We start from the raw sequence: 17401 nt of genomic DNA, 5'->3' as shown, positions 1-17401 counted from the left end.
AAAAACCCGGCCATCGCCGGGTTTTTTATGTTCAAAAATATTTGCGCAGGTATTCCGTTAAACACAGGATTGCCATGGCCTGTCCATAGGGCATCGACGTGAGTGGGATCTGGCGATAGAACGCCAGATCGCTGCCCATCCCCGTACCGAACGACGTCTGCAGTAACTCCCCTTCCGGCGAGATATTTTCCACAATGCCGCGAATTGCTTTCTCCGCCACCGCAGCATATTCCGCGCCGACATAGCGTTTACGCACCGCTTTCAGAATACCGTAGGCAAAGCCTGCCGTGGCTGACGCCTCAAGGTAGGCGTGCGGATCGTCGAGCAGCGTATGCCACAGGCCGCTATCGTCCTGACATTTGGCGAGGGCCGCAATCTGCGCGTTCAGCACCTGCACAAGGTAGCGGCGAACGGCGTTATGTTCAGGCAAATCCACCAGTTCAAGGAAATCCGGGATCACGATGGTCAACCAGCTGTTGCCTCGTGCCCAGCGTGCCTTCGCAAAGTTATGGTGGCCTTCGTAATTCCAGCCGTGGAACCACAGGCCGGTTTCGCGATCCATCAGGTTCTGCACGTGCAGCAGAAACTGATACACCGCCTCTTCAACGTACTCCGGTTTATTAAGGAGCTTGCCGATTTTCGCCAGCGGCAGAACCGTCATCATCAGCGTGTCATCCCACATCTGCTGAGAATTCTCTTCCGCCAGGGTGATGTGCTGCATGCCGCCATGGTCGGTGCGCGGCATCTCATTCATGGCCCACTCCGCCCAGCTTTCCAGCCACGGCAGCCAGGCCGGGTTTCTGGTCTCTTCATAACGATATGCCAGCGTCAGGAACGGTGACATGGTATTCACGTTTTTGGTGGTCGCCCCTTCCCTGAAACGATCGGCAAACCAGCGGTCAATGATGTCACGCATCGCTTCGTCGCCCGTCTGGCAGTAATACTGCCAGATACCGTATAACCCCACGCCGTGGGTCCACTCCCAGCCTGCCCATCCTTTGGTGTCAATGACCCGCCCGTCGTCCAGGCGCAGTAAAAACTCACCTGTTGTGTCGTGGATATTAACGAGGTTATGCGTCACCTTTTCAATCAGCGATTTCAGCTCGTCCCGGGCGATGAAATGCGCAGGCTGACGCAGGAGTGGACTGTGTTTGACCGGCCAAACTTTCATTATCTTAACCTCTGTTGTATGTCGAATTCAGTACCGCGCGCCCCTTCAGCGAAGGTGCCGCAGGCTTATTACGATTCAGATAGCCGATGTTGTTATTGCCCCACAGCGACGCATAAGGCATACCGGCCAGCATCTCCACGGTGGCGCGGGCTTCTGGTGTCGCACTCTCAGGAATGGCGCGACCAGACGCGCGCATTTTGGCGGTCTCTTCACGCAGCGTGGTGTGGGTGTGCAAATTGAGTTTGAAACGCAGCGAGACCAGGAAGCCGCAGAACAGAACCAGAAGCGTTCCCACGCTCAGGATCAGCAGAATGGTGTGGCTCACTTCCGCGGGCTGGGTCTTCTGTCCGCTAACAAAGCCGGACATCTGCATCACAATGCCCACCAGCATTACCGCCCCTGCCTGCGAGGCTTTACGGGTCAGCGTCATGATGCCGGCGAAAATCCCTTCGCGGCGCTGGCCGGTGATCACTTCATCGACATCAGCAATGTAGGTGTAGGTATTCCACGGCACATAGTTGATCCCACCGCGTCCCAGACCGGCAACTGCAGAGACCAGCAATAACAGAGAGTAGATATCACTCAGGCCCGCGTAATACAGCACGGCGTAGGAAAGCGATGCCAGGCCAAACAGCACCACGACCATCCGATAGGACGGCGCGGGTCCGAAGCGAATGCACAGCGGGATCATGGCGATAACCGCAATAAACTGGAAGATGGCCATCGTGCCCAGCAGGCTGGAGGCCATGGATGCTTCCTGCATCAGCACGAAAACCACGTAGTAGGTAAACACGGCATTAAAGACGTCCTGGGCGATATACCCGCCAAGGTACATCCCCAGATGCTGACGGAAAATTCTCACGCGCAGCGTAGAGCTCAACTCCACAAACAGGCGGTTGAGGCTCTGCCCGAGCGACAGTTTCTTCTTCTCTTCTTCAGCACGCAGGGCGGCTTCGCTCCACTCTTCCCGCGGTCGCTCCCAGGTGAAGAACCAGACGAGCATCAGCATCAGCGCGCACAGCACGGAGAAGACCAGGCTTGCATAGAAAAAGGAGACCGCGTTATCTTTGCCGAAATGCGTGAGCAGGATCCCCGGCAGGAATGAGGCCAGGATGGCAGACATTTGCGCCATCGAGATACGGGCACCTGAGAAGCGGGTTTTCTGTTTAAAGTCATCGGTCATTTCCGGCACCAGCGTTTCGTACGGCACCAGAATCATGGTGTAGACGATATCGAACACCAGATAGGTCAGCAGGTAATACCAGAAACTCATCTCCCCCACCCACATCAGGGAGTAGCTGAACACGCACGGGATCCCCAGCAGAATAAAGAACTTACGCCGACCGAAGCGCTTGCCGAGCCATGTCGTGCCAAAGTTATCGGTCAAAAAGCCCATCAAAGGGCTGACGACGGCATCCAGTACCCTTGCGGCGGCAAAGATGAAGGTTGCTTCAATCGGGGAGAGTCCACAGAACGTTGTATAAAAATACAAAAGCCAGGCCGCCGTCAGGGCGGTGGTTCCCGCCCCGAGGAAATCGCCTGACCCGTAAGCAAGATAATTTGCGAGTCCAATTTTTCGTGTTTTCATTGCCGTCAACCCTACTCAGTTTTGGGAGACTCCCTGTAAGCAAAATCTGATCCGGGAGTTATTACACGGCTACAGTAAGAGTATCGACCTGGTGATACCTTTCTGTTTTTGCCATCACCGGCAAGCGGCTGGCAAAAATGCAAAGAGTGTCGTTACGCGTGTCACTGATTTATAAAACAGCGTTTCTTTTACATCAAAAGAGGAGGTCATTTTTTGCGAGCCAGCCATCAGAAATGGCTGATGGCTGTCGTAGAAAGCGGGGTATTAGCGGTAGTTGACGATGACGGAATTACGCTGAACTTTCAGCGCAGGGATCAGGCGTCCGCCGCCCGGCACTTCCCAGATAAAGCGCAAAGGTTCGACAGCAGGCACGCCGTTGAAGGCCTGAGTGGTGCCATTCTCTCCGTCAATTTCCGTACAGCGTGTCTGGGAGCACAGCCGTACCCGAAGCCCGGCAGGCGTTGGGCCAATAAGCGTGTAGTTCCAGACCACCAGGGTCATCAGACCGGACACCGGCTCAGTCGGTGATAGCGGTCGCGAAGACATGGCGACACCGCGGTTGCTGAGGGTCACGCCAATGCTGCTGGCCTGCCAGGTCCCTTCCCCGGCGGCCTGGGCCACCAGCGGAAAAAGTAAAATCCATAACCACTTACGCATTATTTTCCTCCGATCGTCGCCGTCATACGGATATGACGGTTATCCGACAACTCCATATTCGACAGCACGACCAGCTGGTTCAGGCTACGGCGCAGGAAGCGCGACAGCAGCGGACGCAGCGCATGGTTCACCAGCAGAACCGGTGGCGCACCCAGCATCTCCTGACGCGCCAGCGCCTCTTGTGTTTGCTCCAGCAGACGGTCGGCCAGGCCAGGTTCCAGCCCTCCACCGCCCTGCAGAGCCTGCAGCAGCAGACGTTCAAGCGGCGTATCGAGGCCGATAACCTGCACTTCCCCGGTGCCCGGGAACCACTGCTGCGTGATCGCCCGTCCCAGTGCCACACGCACCACCGCCGTCAGTTCGTGCGGATCGCTTTGCAACGGTGCATGCTCGGCGAGGGTTTCCAGAATGGTACGCATATCGCGGATCGGCACTTTTTCCTCGAGCAGGTTTTGCAGCACCTTGTGCAGCGTGGTCAGCGTCACGACGCCTGGCACGAGATCTTCTGTCAGCTTCGGCATCTCCTGCGTGACGCGATCGAGCAGTTGCTGGGCTTCCTGACGACCAAACAGCTCTGCCGAGAATTGTCCAATCAGATGGTTCAGGTGGGTCGCCACCACGGTACTCGCCTCCACCACGGTGTAGCCCTGAATTTGCGCCTGCTCTTTCAGCGCACTTTCAATCCAGATGGCAGCCAGGCCAAAGGCCGGGTCGATGGTTTGCTCGCCCGGCAGCGTACCCGCCGCGGTGCCTGGATTAATGGCCAGCCAGCGGCCTGGATAAGCATCACCGCTGCCAATCTCTACGCCTTTCATCAGAATACGATAGCGCGCTGGCGGCAGATCCATATTGTCGCGGATGTGAACCACCGGCGGCAGGAAGCCCATGTCCTGGGCGAATTTTTTACGGATGCTGCGGATTCGGCCCAACAGTTCGCCATCCTGCTGGAAATCGACCATCGGGATGAGGCGATACCCTACTTCCATTCCCAGCGAGTCTTCCAGTTGAACGTCGTTCCAGGTCGCTTCCACGGCCTGCGTGTTCTCCGGCATTTTTACCGGAGCAGGTTCCGCTGCCGGGGTCATCTCACGGCCACGCATCCACCAGGCAAGGCCCAGCAATGCCGCAGTGAACAGCAGGAACACCAGGTTTGGCATTCCCGGCACCAGACCGAGCAGGCCCAGCACCGCGGCGGCCAGCAGCATCACGCGCGGGTTGCTGAAGAGTTGCCCGACCATCTGCTCGCCAACATCCTGATCGGTACTGACGCGGGTCACGATAACCCCCGCCGCCGTTGAGATGACCAGCGCCGGGATCTGAGCCACCAGACCGTCACCAATGGTCAGCAGCGTATAGCTTTCCGCCGCGTGGCCCATGTCCATACCGTGCTGCAGCACGCCCACCAGCAGGCCGCCGACCACGTTAATCACCATGATCAGGATGCCCGCAATGGCATCACCGCGAACAAACTTACTCGCACCGTCCATTGAGCCGTAGAAGTCAGCCTCCTGCGTCACTTCCGAGCGGCGCTTTTTGGCTTCATCTTCGGCAATAAGCCCGGCGTTCAGATCCGCGTCGATGGCCATCTGCTTGCCCGGCATCCCGTCAAGCACAAAACGCGCGCCCACTTCCGCGATACGTCCGGCCCCTTTGGTGATAACCATAAAGTTGATGATGACAAGAATGACGAACACCACGATACCGATGGCAAAGTTACCGCCGACCAGGAAGTGGCCGAATGCCTCAACCACTTTACCCGCCGCGGCTGCACCGGTGTGGCCTTCCATCAGAATGATACGGGTTGACGCCACATTCAGCGCCAGCCTTAACAAGGTGGTAAACAGCAGAATGGTCGGGAATGCGGCGAACTCAAGGGTGCGCTGGGTGAACATCGCCACCAGCAAAACCATAATGGACAACGCAATGTTGAATGTGAAAAGCAGGTCGAGGATGAACGCCGGAAGCGGCAAGACCATCATCGACAGAATTAGCAGGATGAGAATCGGTCCGGCAAGGATCTGCCATTGCGTCGATTTCAGGTTGCCGGGCAGGCGCAACATTGCCACCAGATTAGCCATCAGTGTCCTTCTCGTTCATAAAATCCAGCGCGTCAGGCACCGGAAGGTTCTCAGGTTTCACAGGCCGTTGACCGCCAGCCAGACGCCAGCGTTTCAACTGCCATACCCAGGCCAGCACTTCCGCCACCGCGGCGTAGAGTTGTCCTGGGATCTGTTGTCCAATTTCCGCATGGCGATACAGCGCGCGCGCCAGCGGAGGCGCTTCGAGTATGGGCACCCGGTTTTCGGTACCAATTTCACGAATACGCAGGGCGATGAGCCCCGCCCCTTTCGCCACCACTTTCGGCGCGCTCATTTTGTTTTCGTCGTACTGCAGCGCAACGGAATAGTGTGTCGGGTTAGTCACAATGACGTCGGCTTTTGGCACATCTTCCATCATCCGCCGACGGGCGGCAGCACGCTGCATCTGGCGGATACGCCCTTTCACGTGCGGGTCACCTTCCATCTGCTTATATTCATCCCGAATATCCTGACGAGACATGCGCAGTTTCTTGAAGTGGCTGTAAAGCTGGAAGATAACGTCAAAACCCACCATGGGAATAATGCTGAGCACCACCAGCAGGGCACAGAGCCCGGCCAGGTTCAGCGCATTGCTCATCGCGGTTAACGGCGATTCGCTAATAAGGCGCATCATTTCCGGCCAGTGGTGCCACAGAAAAAAACCGCCGGTACTGCCCATCAGGACCGATTTCAGAATCGCTTTAAGCAACTCCGCACCGGTTTGCGCCGAGAACATTTTCGCAATCCCCGGCAGCGGGTTCAGTTTCGAAAACTTGGGTTGCAGCGATTTCCCGCTAAACACCAGACCGCCCAGCATCACGGGCGAGACCAGCGCCACCAGCACGACGCCGGTAATCAGGGGCAACAGCGCAAGCATGGCATCTTTAACGAGCAGGATTATCTGGCTGAGGATCAGGTTAGGGTCGTTGACCATACTGTGGTCAAAACGCAGGCCAGCCGAGAGCATTCCCGCCAGTTTGCGGGCGAGCGCCTCCCCACCCCACCAGATAATGCACACGCCTACGATGAGGATCAGCAGGGATGTCAGTTCTCGGGATCGGGGGACCTGCCCTTCCTCACGCGCTTTTTCTAGTCGGTGGGGTGTGGGGGCTTCCGTTTTGTCGTCGTTCTCTTCTGCCACAGTGCCTGCTCGCAGCCCATTTAGTCACGGGTATCATGCCAGCCTGACCTTTCATCAATGGGTTGAAAAAACCCAATAACCGGGTTCTTTTAGCCAGTTCAGCGTCGGAGCAATCGGGTGATGAGTAAAAAACGGCAAAAAAAAAATTTGAGATAGCGTTTGGCAACACTGTCAGCAAGCAGTGCGTGAGCAAGGGCCAGCCACCCCAGCGTTATGCACTCAAAATTAAGCGGCATACCCTCAGGTTGCGCGCGCAACCTGAGGGTCATCACCTCAATCAGAAACCAAGGCTGTCCAGCAGGTCGTCTACCTGATCCTGGCTTGCCACAACGCCCGCTTTGGTGGCGTCGAGCTGTGGACCGTTGAGCAGGCTTTCGTTCTCGCGTTTTGGACGAGCGGCCGGTTCCGGAATGTTCTCCAGCAGCACCATCAGCAGCTGACGTTCAATTTCCTGAATCACATCCATCATGCGTTTGATAACCTGGCCCGTGAGGTCCTGGAAATCCTGCGCCATCATGATGTCCAGCAGCTGCGCGTTGGTAAAGCTGGTGTGGCCCGGCACATCGCCCAGGAACTGACGGGTATCCGTGACCAGCTCGCGGGCATCCGCCAGCTCGATTGGATTCTCAAACCACTCATCCCAGCGTTTGGTCAGCGCTTTCGCGCCTTTCTCCATCGCATCCTGATGCGGTTGTGACGCTTCAACGCTGTTCAGCGCACGTTCAGCCGCCTGAGCGGTCATCTGCACAACGTAGTCCAGACGATCGCGGGCATCCGGAATGGCTTCCGCCGCTTCAGCAATTGCCTGGTCCAGCCCCAGTTCACGCAGGCTGTCACGCAGCATGCGTGTCAGGCTGCCGATGCGGGCAATGATATCGCTGGGCGAGTGTTCTTCAACGGGTTTCATAGCAGGTTGCATCATCATAACCAACACCTCACATGCCGAGTTTCTCGAAGATCTTACCGAGCTTCTCTTCCAGGGTGGCCGCAGTGAACGGCTTCACAACATAGCCACTAGCGCCCGCCTGTGCTGCGGCAATAATGTTCTCTTTTTTCGCTTCTGCGGTCACCATCAGAACCGGCAATGACGCCATTCCCGCGTCCGCACGGATGGTTTTCAGCAGTTCCAGACCGTCCATGTTTGGCATGTTCCAGTCGGAGATAACAAAACCAAACCCGCCCGCCTGCAGTTTGTTCAGCGCATCAACGCCGTCTTCTGCTTCTTCAACGTTGTTGAAGCCCAGCTCTTTCAGCAGGTTGCGTACGATACGACGCATGGTGGAAAAGTCATCCACAACCAAAAACTTAAGCTCTTTATCCGCCATAAAATAATACTCCTGAGTCAAATACGTATTGCCTGTCCGGCACTGATTTTCGCCAGCATCTGCTGGCTTACCTGGCTAAGATCGACCACTTCGCTCACGCCACCCATATTGATGGCCTCGCGCGGCATGCCGAACACCACACAACTTGCTTCATTCTGCGCAATCGTCCAGGCGCCAGCCTGGTGCATTGCAAGCATTCCGGCGGCACCGTCGTTACCCATCCCCGTCAGGATCACCCCAACGGCGTTGCGCCCCGCATGTTTCGCCACCGAATGAAACAGCACATCCACCGACGGACGGTGCCGGTTTACCGGCGGCCCGTCATGAATTTTGATTTGATAGTTAGCGCCACTGCGCGCCAGCTCCATATGCTTGTCACCCGGTGCGATATACGCATGGCCGGGGAGTACGCGCTCACCGTCTTCCGCCTCTTTCACGCTGATCTGACACAGCTTGTTCAGACGCTCGGCGAACGAGCGGGTAAAGCCTGGCGGCATATGCTGCGTGATCAGAATACCCGGACTTGAAAGCGGCAATGGCTGGAGTACATGACGAATTGCCTCTGTTCCCCCGGTTGACGCCCCAATCACCAGCAGTTTTTCCGAACTGAGTAAAGGACCGGCCTTCAGCGTTACCGGTGCATCCATCGGTTTGTGCGCGGCAAGCTTCGCACGTGACGCGGTGCGGATCTTCTCGGCGATCATTTCGCTGTACGCCAGCATCCCTTCACGAATGCCAAGCTGAGGTTTGGTGACAAAATCCACCGCCCCTAACTCCAGCGCACGCAGGGTAATTTCAGATCCTTTTCCGGTCAGGGATGAGACCATCACCACCGGCATGGGCCGCAGGCGCATCAATTTTTCCAGGAAATCAATGCCATCCATGCGCGGCATTTCGACATCCAGCGTTAACACATCGGGGTTATATTTTTTAATTAAATCCCGCGCTACCAGCGGATCAGGCGCTGTCGCCACCATCTCCATGTCGCTGTGGCTATTGATAATTTCAGTCATGATCTGGCGCATCAGCGCAGAATCGTCGACAGACAACACCCTGATTTTACTCATGCTTTTTCCTTACTCAGCGCATATACCGTTTGCCCACGCAGGCTAAACTCACGCACGAGGTTGCTGAAGTTTTCCGAGTGCCCGGCAAACAGTAAACCGTCAGGCTTGAGCAACGGAACAAACCGACGCAGAATGTCCTGTTGCGTCGTTTTATCAAAATAGATCATGACGTTACGGCAAAAAATAGCGTCGAATGGCCCCGGCACGTTGTACTGCTTATCCAGCAGGTTAACGGGCGCGAATTCGACACAGTTCGCCAGCTCCTGGCGCACGCGCACCAGGCCTTCATGCGGGCCGGTTCCGCGCATGAAGTAACGCTGCAACTGCTGAGGTGACAGCGTTTTCAGTTCATCCTGGCGATACACGCCGTTGCGTGCCTTTTCCAGCACTTCGGTATCAATATCACTGGCGTAGACTTTCCAGCGTCCAGGCGCCATGCCCAGCGTGTCGGCAAGGGTGATCGCCAGCGAGTACGGCTCTTCCCCGGTTGAGGCGGCCGCACTCCAGACGCGATACTCCCCGCTGCGGCGACGCGCGTGCTCCGCCAGGACCGGGAAGTGGTGAGCTTCACGGAAAAATGCGGTCAGGTTGGTGGTTAACGAGTTAATAAAAGCCTGCCACTCTGCGCTATTCTGGTTCGCTTCGAGCATGCTCAGATAGCGACCAAAATCGTCCAGCCCCAGCGTACGCAAGCGCCGCACCAGACGGTTGTAGACCATGTCTCGCTTATGATCGGCAAGCACAATCCCCGCACGCTGGTAGATTAACTGACATATCCGACGAAAATGCGCGTCGGACAGCGCGAGGCGCTGTGTCATCTGCAACAGTAATGACGTTTGCCCTGGGGGCATTGGTGATGTCATAGCGCCTTCTTAATTACATTCAGGATACAACTGGCACGGCCTGCGACCGCCCGACTTCTGTTACTGCTTCAACGTGCTCTTTCACATTAAATACCGCGACCAGCCCGGTCAGATGATCCGCCTGGCTGGCCAGCTGATCGGTTGCCGCTGCCGCTTCCTCCACTAACGAGGCGTTTTGTTGCGTGACCTGATCCATCTGGCTTACCGCCTGGGCCACCTGCTCAATTCCGCGACGCTGTTCATCGGACGCAGAAGCAATCTCGCCCATGATGTCGTTAACCCGCGTAACGGAGGTGACGATTTCGTGCATGGTTTTCGCCGCCGTGTCCACCAGGGCAGAGCCTTGCTGGACGCGTGAGACGGACTCTTCAATCAGTCCTTTAATTTCTTTCGCGGCGTTGGCGCTGCGGCTCGCCAGATTACGGACTTCACCGGCCACAACCGCAAAACCACGCCCCTGCTCACCGGCTCGTGCCGCTTCAACGGCCGCGTTCAGCGCCAGAATGTTGGTCTGGAACGCAATACCGTCAATCACGCTGATGATGTCGCCAATTTTCTGTGAACTGGCGGCAATGTCCTGCATGGTACTGGCCACGTGAGAGGCCTGATCGCCCCCTTTCTTCGCCGTCATCGCCGCCTGTCTGGACAGGTCAGACGCCTGACGCGCGTTATCCGCGTTCTGGCTTACCGTCGCGGTGAGCTGCTCCATGCTGGCAGCCGTTTGCGCCAGCGAAGCTGCCTGCTGCTCGGTGCGCGATGAGAGATCGTTATTGCCTGCCGCAATCTCCGAGATCCCGGTGTGCATGGCATAACTGCCCTGTCGCACATCGGAGACCGTTTCCCGCAGGGCGCCCTGCATCGCCTTCAGGCTGGCAAAAATCGCCGAAATTTCGTTCTTGCCGTACACCGCCACCGGACGCGCCAGGTTACCCTTCGCAATACTGTCGAAGTGGCTGCTGACGATCGCCAGCGGTTGCACAATCATTCTGCGCGACCAGTACAGGGCACCGCCGGTCAGCAGCACCGCCAGAATCACCACCACGGCAAAAATCACGCCTGACATATGGTAGTTTTTACGGCTGTCATTCCCGGCGCGTTGGACAAACTGGTTAATGTTCTGCTGCCAGGCATTAAAGCTCGCATCAAACGCCGCCTGGGACGCCTGGACCGGCGCGGTCATAAAGTCCGAGAGCTGGTTGTTCTCAAGCCAGGTCGCCTGGTGATCCAGGTCGCTGTGCCACTGATCAAAACGCTTCTTCATCGCGACTTTCAGCGCTTTCACTTCCGCGCTGCCGGCGTCCTGTGCCGCGAAGGCGTTAAACTGCGCGTCAGCCAGCTTCAGGCTGTCGCGCGCGGTCACCATCAACGCCTTGATGTCATCCGGCGGATAACTCAGGGCGGTTAAGGTTCCCGCTTTGTTCAGCGCCGTGCTTGCCTGCAACAGTACGGCGCGCGTCTGTGCCACGGCGGCGCGCTGCTGGTTACTCGCCTCAACTTCCTGCAAATTCTGATAGCCATCGCGAAACGCCCAAAAAGACAACCCGTTACTGCCAACCTGCAACACACCGCAAAGGATCAGAATCAAAAACAGTGTGGTCGAGATACGAATACGATTTAACATCCACGCTCCCATCATGCGGCAAGCAGCCGCGGTTTAAATGTCAGTCAAAATGTTTCCCAGTTTTCATGTCCGGTCGTCGCTGCAGGTTTACGGGTCGCTGCCGCTGCTGCGGCAGGCGCGAGATACGTTGCTTGCGGGGTGACCGTGTTTCCAGCGAGTGAAGCGAGACGAAACGCCGAGACGGCCATCTTCAGACGGCTTGCCTGGTCTTCCAGCGCAGCGGCCGCCGCAGCGGACTCCTGCACCAGCGCGGCGTTTTGTTGTGTCACGCGATCCATTTCCGATACCGCCAGAGCGACCTGATCGATACCACGACTCTGCTCATCAGACGCAGAGGCGATTTCACCCATGATGTCCGTTACGCGGGTAACGGCATTCACGATGTCATTCATGGTTTCCCCTGCGCTTTCTACCAGCACGGAGCCGGTATCGACGCGGGAAACGGAGTCTTCAATCAGGGCCTTGATCTCTTTCGCCGCGTTGGCACTGCGGCTGGCAAGGTTGCGCACTTCCCCGGCCACCACGGCAAACCCGCGCCCCTGCTCGCCCGCACGTGCGGCTTCAACGGCGGCGTTGAGGGCGAGGATATTGGTCTGGAAAGCGATGCCGTCGATAACGCTAATGATGTCGGCGATTTTCTTCGAACTGTCGGCGATTTCGTGCATGGTTTTCACCACGCCGTCCACCACACGACCGCCTCGCTGCGCCGTTTCGGACGCGCTTTCCGCCAGCTGTGAGGCCTGACGGGCGTTGTCCGCGTTCTGCTTCACGGTCGCGGTAAGCTGCTCCATGCTGGCGGCGGTCTCTTCGAGCGCCGACGCCTGCTGTTCGGTGCGCGACGACAGATCGTTGTTGCCCATCGCAATTTCGCTGGTACCGGTATAAATGGCTTCCGATCCGTTACGCACGTTGGCGACGGTCTCAATTAGCGAGCGCTGCATATGATCAACGCTGTTTGCCAGCTCGGTAATTTCATTGCGCCCGGAGACGGTCAGCGTTTTGGTCAGGTCACCACCGGCAATCTCGCGAATGTGGGCAATGACGCGACCGAGAGGATTAAGCAGGATGTGGCGAATGCCGTACCACACGCCCACCAGCACGATGACCAGCGCCAGCGCCATGACGGCCATCTGCCATTTGGCAAAGCGGTAATCATTCTGGCTTTGCGTAAAGGCCGAGTGATACAGGTCGCCACTGGCTTTGGCATATTCCCCGAGTGCCGCACCGAGGGCGTTTTGCATCCCCTGGGTAGGCTGCGCGAAATACGCGTCCATGTTGCCGCTTTCCAGGAACTGAATAAGCTCTGTCAGACCGGCATAGTAGGCGTTGTACTTTTCATCGATATTCTGGCTCACCTGCGCCATGGCAGGCTGTGGTGTGATTTTCTTAAAGGCGTCGTAGTGTTTCGCGGCGTCAGCAAGGGTCGCCCGCGCATTTTTCAGCAGTTCCGTTTTCGCACTGCTCTGCTGATTATTTGGATCCATCATCATGCGGGCGGAAGAGCGGCTCAGGTTGATACGCGTTTGCAGCATCAGATCCCACGTCGACGTCAGTTCACTCTGCTGTACGCGGAGATCGTTCGAGGCGGCGAAACTGTCCTGGTTTTGTTTAAGTGACGAGAAAAAAAGCCCGCCGGAGGTAAGCTGAAGAAGTGCGAAAATGACCAGCACCATCATAAGCATTGTGACAACGCGGATACGGTTCAACATACAACACCTTCTCATAGATTTATTAACGGTGTTATCGGCACTGACTACAGGAACTTTACATTTGAGAAAGGGAAAAGCGCGGGGTTAAAACGCAACGTCAACGATCAGCGTATCGGTGTAGGTGCCGGCAGGCGGCGTAGACTGGCTGGTAAGGACTTTGGCAGTGTAGTTGTAGGTTCGCAATAAACCGTCGGTACTGACCTGCGAGGAGGTTGCGCTGGTCCAGCGCTCGGTACCGCTGCCACCCCAGCGGTTGGTCGTGGCTTCTTTATAAATGTCGTAACTCATGTAGTTACTGCCGCTCACCATGCGGCGAACGTTATTCAGCGCGTTGGCTCCATTATTAATTCCGATAGTGTAAGTGCTTCCTTTAGTACAGGTGACGGCAATCGCCTGCGAGACAGTGGGGAAACTTTGCACCAGCGGCGCACTGTTGAAGTTGACGTCCGGCGTGGTCATGGCGCTGCAGTCGTTGGTAACGGTCATGTTGAGAAGAATACTGGTGGTCGCCGTGCCTGTCTGGGGAACGGTGCAAAGGCCCAGCACGCCCACGGAACAGACGCTGTAGTTGATGCTGAAGGTGAGCAGCACCTGATAAGGCCCGGCCGTGACGTTTTGTCCGGCAACGGTGCGGAAATAAAGCGGAATGCTGTACTGTTTTGACCCCAGTAATCCCAGCAGGGTGTTGCCGCTCCAGGTATAAGCTTTGCTGATTTGCACTTCGCTGTTCCCCGAACACCCCGTTAACCCGCACAACCGGGTGGGGATCACATCCGTGATGGCCGCATTATCGGTGCGTTTCATCGTGGCACGGCTGTTGCCTGAAACCGACGCAGCGGTGTAGTTCAGCGTCACCGAGTCGTTGGTCAGAAGATTGAGCACGGCGTCGCATGCCACGATCAGCCTGCCGGTGGTTTCGACCTCCCCGGTTCCGCTGAGCGCGAACGAGGTGACGCTACCAAATGACGCATTTACCGTACTGACGGTACACGCCGCCCAGCCGCCGCCGGAAAACAGCAGCAGCATCAACAGCAGTAAGCGCTTCACCGTTCCTCCCGGCAAATCAGCGGTCCGTATGTCTGCAGTTTATGTTCCGGATTGGCCCCCACGGTCAGCGTGGCCGAGCAGTGTTTTCCGTCTGGCGTAATCACCTCAAGCGGGTTCACATCGTTGAGATTTTCCAGCCAGGCGATGCCGTCATACCCCACCACCGCATTGTTGCGCGAGGCGCGTCGAACCTGGCTTCCCACCGGGATAGCCTGCCCCTGCTTGTCATGCAGAATGACGCTTGCCACCCGCTCCTGCTCCATCGGGAAATCGACCAGATAACCGCTGTGGCGGCGAATAGCGAGCCGCCGCTCTGTCTCTTTCAGCCGGGTATCCGCGGGCAGATTCAGGGTGTCAATGCGATAACTGGCCGGGTAATAAGCCGATACACCGCTGACCAGCAGGTAGCCGTTATTGTTCGTTTTGCCGACCGGCTGGTTCTCATAGCTGACGGGAACGTCCGGGTGACCGTCGGTGCTGATCACCACAAACGCATCGTTGATTTTGTTTGCCGCAAACAGCTCGCCGTCCATCAGCACAATCGCGCCCATCGCCTCTCCCCACCAGGTCATCATGCCCCTTTCGCCATAACCACCGCCCTGAAGTTCGATGTTGTTATTGCGCCAGCCCAGCGTTCCCTGCTGATAATCATTGGCTTTCGACTGGTTGGCCCATGCCATGTTCCAGCTAAAGCCACCGTCGGAAGGCATGGAGTGGTTGTAGTTGATACGCTGCGTGCTGCCGGCATCTGGCGTGTTTTCATAGGTTACGGCGGCACTGTCACGCTCTCCCAGCGGCACCTGAAGCGACATGGCCACCGTCCAGTCTCCCCGCTGCTGATCGCGGCTTGCAGCCAGATAAATACTGCTCGCCCCCCACAAATTGCGGCTCCAGGAGAGATTCAGCAGTTCGGTTTTTTGGTTGTCAAAGCTCTCCACGCCGATCCACGCAGCACCGAGACTGCCATACTCGCCCAGGTTAAAGGTGAGAGAGTACTGGTCGGTGTTGCGACTAAAACTGGCGATGGGCCGGTCATTTTCGTCATAGACCGTCGGTTGGTCGTAGAGGGCGAGGTTGCCAAAGTCGCGATCGCGCCGCGTATGCTGTGTCGCTACACTAAATTCACTGGTACTGTACTGATAGCCCCAGTTGATTTGCCCGCCATTATCTCCGCGCATGCGGCTTTGAGAATACGCGGTATTCACGACGCCAAACCGACCCAATTTAACCACCGTCCCCATCCCACCCAGGGCCAGCGTTTCTGCCCCTTCGGCATGGCCCTCCAGCGTCAGCCAGTCCGTAACGCCATAGCGATACGACCCACTACCCGCCGCCGGGCCGTAGTCAAAATTCTTGATGCCGTAATTACGCCGCAGGCTGCCGAGCGTCACCGCCCCGTCGCTCAGGCCTTGTTTCAGCAATTCGCTGGTGACGTAAAACGGCAGCGTGGTACTCACCTGGCGCCCCAGCGCATCGGTGGTGACCAGTACCGCGTCCCCTGCTCCGTTGATATAGGGCAGATTGGTCAGGGTGAACGGTCCCGGCTGAAGCTGGGTCGAGCCGGAACGATAGCCATTGATAAAGAGATCCACCGAGGTGGGAACCGCCGCTTCGCCCGAGAACTCTGGGAGTGGCCAGGTCACGAGGTCAGGACGCAGGGAGAAATCCCGCCCGTAGCTGATCCCGCCCATGCGCACGCTGGTGCTCCAGCTCAGGGCATCGCTGATCACATCCCCGGCGGTCCAGGTCGTTGCCTCGTCCTCGTTCGTCATCAGAAGCGTCGTGTCATAGCGCACATACCCTTCCTGCTGACCGTCGTTTCCGGTGAAATTTTCCCGGGCATAGCCGGTTGAAGAAAAGGAGCCGTTCTCATTGAAGTAGCGGAATTCATGCCAGAGCGAGGCCTGTCCGCCGACATGTTCCGTATGGTTGGTGTAGAGATCGTAATTGAGCAGCGCTCCACGCCCGAAGTGTGGTTTGCTTTGCGACATTTGTCCGCTGAAAGGGGTCACGCGTGAGGCGACCCAGTCGGCCGGAACGCCCAGCAGCAGACGCTGCGCGGCGCTGTCGTACTCTACGCGCACCTGCGGCAGGGTAGAAAGGTTCACGTCTCCGGCAGGCACATGCTCCGGCGGAAGCCCTGCCCGCAGCAGGTCGGCGCTGGAAATAAAGAATGCCCCCTCGCGTTGCGTCACGGGCACCACCATACCGGTGTCGTAGTGATTCAACACAATCGAGAGCTGAAAGACCGCTTCGCCGTTCAACGCCTGAGCCTGCGGCGGCGGCGGTAAACTGTCATCGCCGGGCTCAGCCCAGGTGCTGGTACTGACGCAGAGCAGGATCATCATCGCCGGTTTCAGTTGACGGGCGTCGACTGCCATTGCGTATCCCTGGCATTAATCTGCGCGCTCAGCCGGTCTGGCTGACCTATTCCGGCCGGGATTGACCAGGTGCGGGTGCTGCCCGCAAGAACATACCCGAGTAATCCGTCTGCAACCGTCCGCTTCTGCCCGCCCTGCTCCAGCGCCACCTGGCTGAGTTTGACGTGCACATCCCCCTGATTACGGACCTCCAGGGCAGGATGTCCCTTCTCCTGCGTCACCCGCCAGCTCAGATTTTTGGTCTCCACCAGCGCATGATGCGCCCCCTCTTTGAGGGTCGGGATCCCCTGCCCATAAACGAACAAAGGAATGGAGTAGCGCATTTGCAATTTCAGGCCAATGGCCGGCTCGGCTTTGGCATCCGGCTGGGGGATTTCATCCACAATAATGCGGTAGGCCTGTTCAACGCCGAGCGGCACCGAACCCTGCTTAATCAGACGAATAAGCTGCTTACTGCCTTTGCCAATGGTGACGATGGGCGGGCTGGCCACCACATCCTGCTGTGCGGAGTAGCGTTCATAACCGCCCTCCTGCTTCCAGCGCACAATGCGGACCTGCATTGTCGTTGCGCTGTTCCCCTGATTCTGGATCCATAATTCAGTGGCTTTGGCATCCGCTGACAGCCACGGATCGATGGGCCACAACAGAATGGTTGCCGCCGCCTGCGCCTGGCCTGTCGCCGCAGCCATTCCCCCCAACAAACTCACCAGACAAAGGTGTCTGAAAAATGGCTTCATCGACTGTCTCCCTTTA

At 57.4% G+C, this 17401-nt stretch carries 14 protein-coding genes; all 14 read right to left on the bottom strand.

Annotated features, from left to right (window positions below; translation table 11 throughout):
* Positions 1 to 31: 31 nt before the first annotated feature.
* Positions 32 to 1171 carry a glycoside hydrolase family 105 protein gene (locus ACMVME_RS09035; RefSeq protein ID WP_068794746.1) on the bottom strand — a complete coding sequence of 380 codons (1140 nt, stop codon included), beginning with the start codon at positions 1169 to 1171 and terminating at the stop codon, positions 32 to 34.
* A gap of 4 nt (positions 1172 to 1175) precedes the next feature.
* Positions 1176 to 2759: an MFS transporter gene (locus ACMVME_RS09030; RefSeq protein ID WP_025203842.1), complete on the bottom strand. Its 1584-nt coding sequence runs from the start codon at positions 2757 to 2759 to the stop codon at positions 1176 to 1178.
* A 264-nt stretch (positions 2760 to 3023) separates the two neighbouring features.
* On the bottom strand, positions 3024 to 3419 hold the full coding sequence (gene flhE / locus ACMVME_RS09025; protein WP_123266835.1) for a flagellar protein FlhE: 396 nt from the start codon (positions 3417 to 3419) through the stop codon (positions 3024 to 3026).
* On the bottom strand, positions 3416 to 5494 hold the full coding sequence (flhA, locus tag ACMVME_RS09020; RefSeq protein WP_014170658.1) for a flagellar biosynthesis protein FlhA: 2079 nt from the start codon (positions 5492 to 5494) through the stop codon (positions 3416 to 3418). Before flhA ends, flhE begins: the two co-directional genes overlap by 4 nt.
* Entirely contained in the window at positions 5487 to 6635 is a 1149-nt protein-coding gene (gene flhB, locus ACMVME_RS09015) for a flagellar biosynthesis protein FlhB (RefSeq protein WP_014170659.1), read from the bottom strand. The genes flhA and flhB overlap by 8 nt, the downstream gene beginning before the upstream one ends.
* 277 nt (positions 6636 to 6912) lie before the next feature.
* Entirely contained in the window at positions 6913 to 7557 is a 645-nt protein-coding gene (cheZ, locus tag ACMVME_RS09010; RefSeq protein ID WP_013096065.1) for a protein phosphatase CheZ, read from the bottom strand.
* Positions 7558 to 7570: 13 nt separating this feature from the next.
* Entirely contained in the window at positions 7571 to 7960 is a 390-nt protein-coding gene (gene cheY / locus ACMVME_RS09005; RefSeq protein ID WP_000763862.1) for a chemotaxis response regulator CheY, read from the bottom strand.
* 17 nt (positions 7961 to 7977) lie between these two features.
* Positions 7978 to 9027, bottom strand: coding sequence for a protein-glutamate methylesterase/protein-glutamine glutaminase (locus tag ACMVME_RS09000; RefSeq protein WP_014170663.1), 1050 nt, complete (start codon positions 9025 to 9027; stop codon positions 7978 to 7980).
* Complete coding sequence (gene cheR, locus ACMVME_RS08995; protein WP_014170664.1) at positions 9024 to 9890, bottom strand: protein-glutamate O-methyltransferase CheR; 867 nt, start codon at positions 9888 to 9890, stop codon at positions 9024 to 9026. Before cheR ends, ACMVME_RS09000 begins: the two co-directional genes overlap by 4 nt.
* 19 nt (positions 9891 to 9909) lie before the next feature.
* Positions 9910 to 11511: a methyl-accepting chemotaxis protein IV gene (gene tap, locus ACMVME_RS08990; protein ID WP_032680769.1), complete on the bottom strand. Its 1602-nt coding sequence runs from the start codon at positions 11509 to 11511 to the stop codon at positions 9910 to 9912.
* Between the two features lie 44 nt (positions 11512 to 11555).
* Positions 11556 to 13220, bottom strand: coding sequence for a methyl-accepting chemotaxis protein II (gene tar, locus ACMVME_RS08985; protein ID WP_020883382.1), 1665 nt, complete (start codon positions 13218 to 13220; stop codon positions 11556 to 11558).
* 84 nt (positions 13221 to 13304) lie between these two features.
* Positions 13305 to 14267 (bottom strand): spore coat protein U domain-containing protein, encoded by a 963-nt coding sequence (locus ACMVME_RS08980; protein WP_032680768.1) that lies wholly within the window; start codon positions 14265 to 14267, stop codon positions 13305 to 13307.
* Complete coding sequence (locus ACMVME_RS08975; protein ID WP_032680767.1) at positions 14264 to 16648, bottom strand: fimbria/pilus outer membrane usher protein; 2385 nt, start codon at positions 16646 to 16648, stop codon at positions 14264 to 14266. Before ACMVME_RS08975 ends, ACMVME_RS08980 begins: the two co-directional genes overlap by 4 nt.
* Positions 16624 to 17385, bottom strand: coding sequence for a molecular chaperone (locus tag ACMVME_RS08970; RefSeq protein WP_032680765.1), 762 nt, complete (start codon positions 17383 to 17385; stop codon positions 16624 to 16626). The genes ACMVME_RS08975 and ACMVME_RS08970 overlap by 25 nt, the downstream gene beginning before the upstream one ends.
* Between the last annotated feature and the right edge of the window lie 16 nt (positions 17386 to 17401).

The sequence above is a fragment of the Enterobacter cloacae complex sp. 2024EL-00711 genome (genome assembly GCF_047529885.1).
In the GTDB taxonomy this organism is placed as follows: domain Bacteria; phylum Pseudomonadota; class Gammaproteobacteria; order Enterobacterales; family Enterobacteriaceae; genus Enterobacter; species Enterobacter ludwigii.
Note: the sequence above shows the minus strand (reverse complement) of the source record. Positions and strands in the feature narration are given on the sequence as shown.

Excerpts from the sequence above, each read along its gene's own strand:
- ACMVME_RS08970 (WP_032680765.1), bottom strand. The coding sequence starts at position 17,385 with ATGAAGCCATTTTTCAGACACCTTTGTCTGGTGAGTTTGTTGGGGGGA.
- ACMVME_RS09030 (WP_025203842.1), bottom strand. The coding sequence starts at position 2,759 with ATGAAAACACGAAAAATTGGACTCGCAAATTATCTTGCTTACGGGTCA.
- ACMVME_RS08975 (WP_032680767.1), bottom strand. The coding sequence starts at position 16,648 with ATGGCAGTCGACGCCCGTCAACTGAAACCGGCGATGATGATCCTGCTC.
- cheZ (WP_013096065.1), bottom strand. The coding sequence starts at position 7,557 with ATGATGCAACCTGCTATGAAACCCGTTGAAGAACACTCGCCCAGCGAT.
- ACMVME_RS09035 (WP_068794746.1), bottom strand. The coding sequence starts at position 1,171 with ATGAAAGTTTGGCCGGTCAAACACAGTCCACTCCTGCGTCAGCCTGCG.
- cheR (WP_014170664.1), bottom strand. The coding sequence starts at position 9,890 with ATGACATCACCAATGCCCCCAGGGCAAACGTCATTACTGTTGCAGATG.
- flhA (WP_014170658.1), bottom strand. The coding sequence starts at position 5,494 with ATGGCTAATCTGGTGGCAATGTTGCGCCTGCCCGGCAACCTGAAATCG.
- ACMVME_RS09000 (WP_014170663.1), bottom strand. The coding sequence starts at position 9,027 with ATGAGTAAAATCAGGGTGTTGTCTGTCGACGATTCTGCGCTGATGCGC.
- tar (WP_020883382.1), bottom strand. The coding sequence starts at position 13,220 with ATGTTGAACCGTATCCGCGTTGTCACAATGCTTATGATGGTGCTGGTC.
- tap (WP_032680769.1), bottom strand. The coding sequence starts at position 11,511 with ATGTTAAATCGTATTCGTATCTCGACCACACTGTTTTTGATTCTGATC.
- cheY (WP_000763862.1), bottom strand. The coding sequence starts at position 7,960 with ATGGCGGATAAAGAGCTTAAGTTTTTGGTTGTGGATGACTTTTCCACC.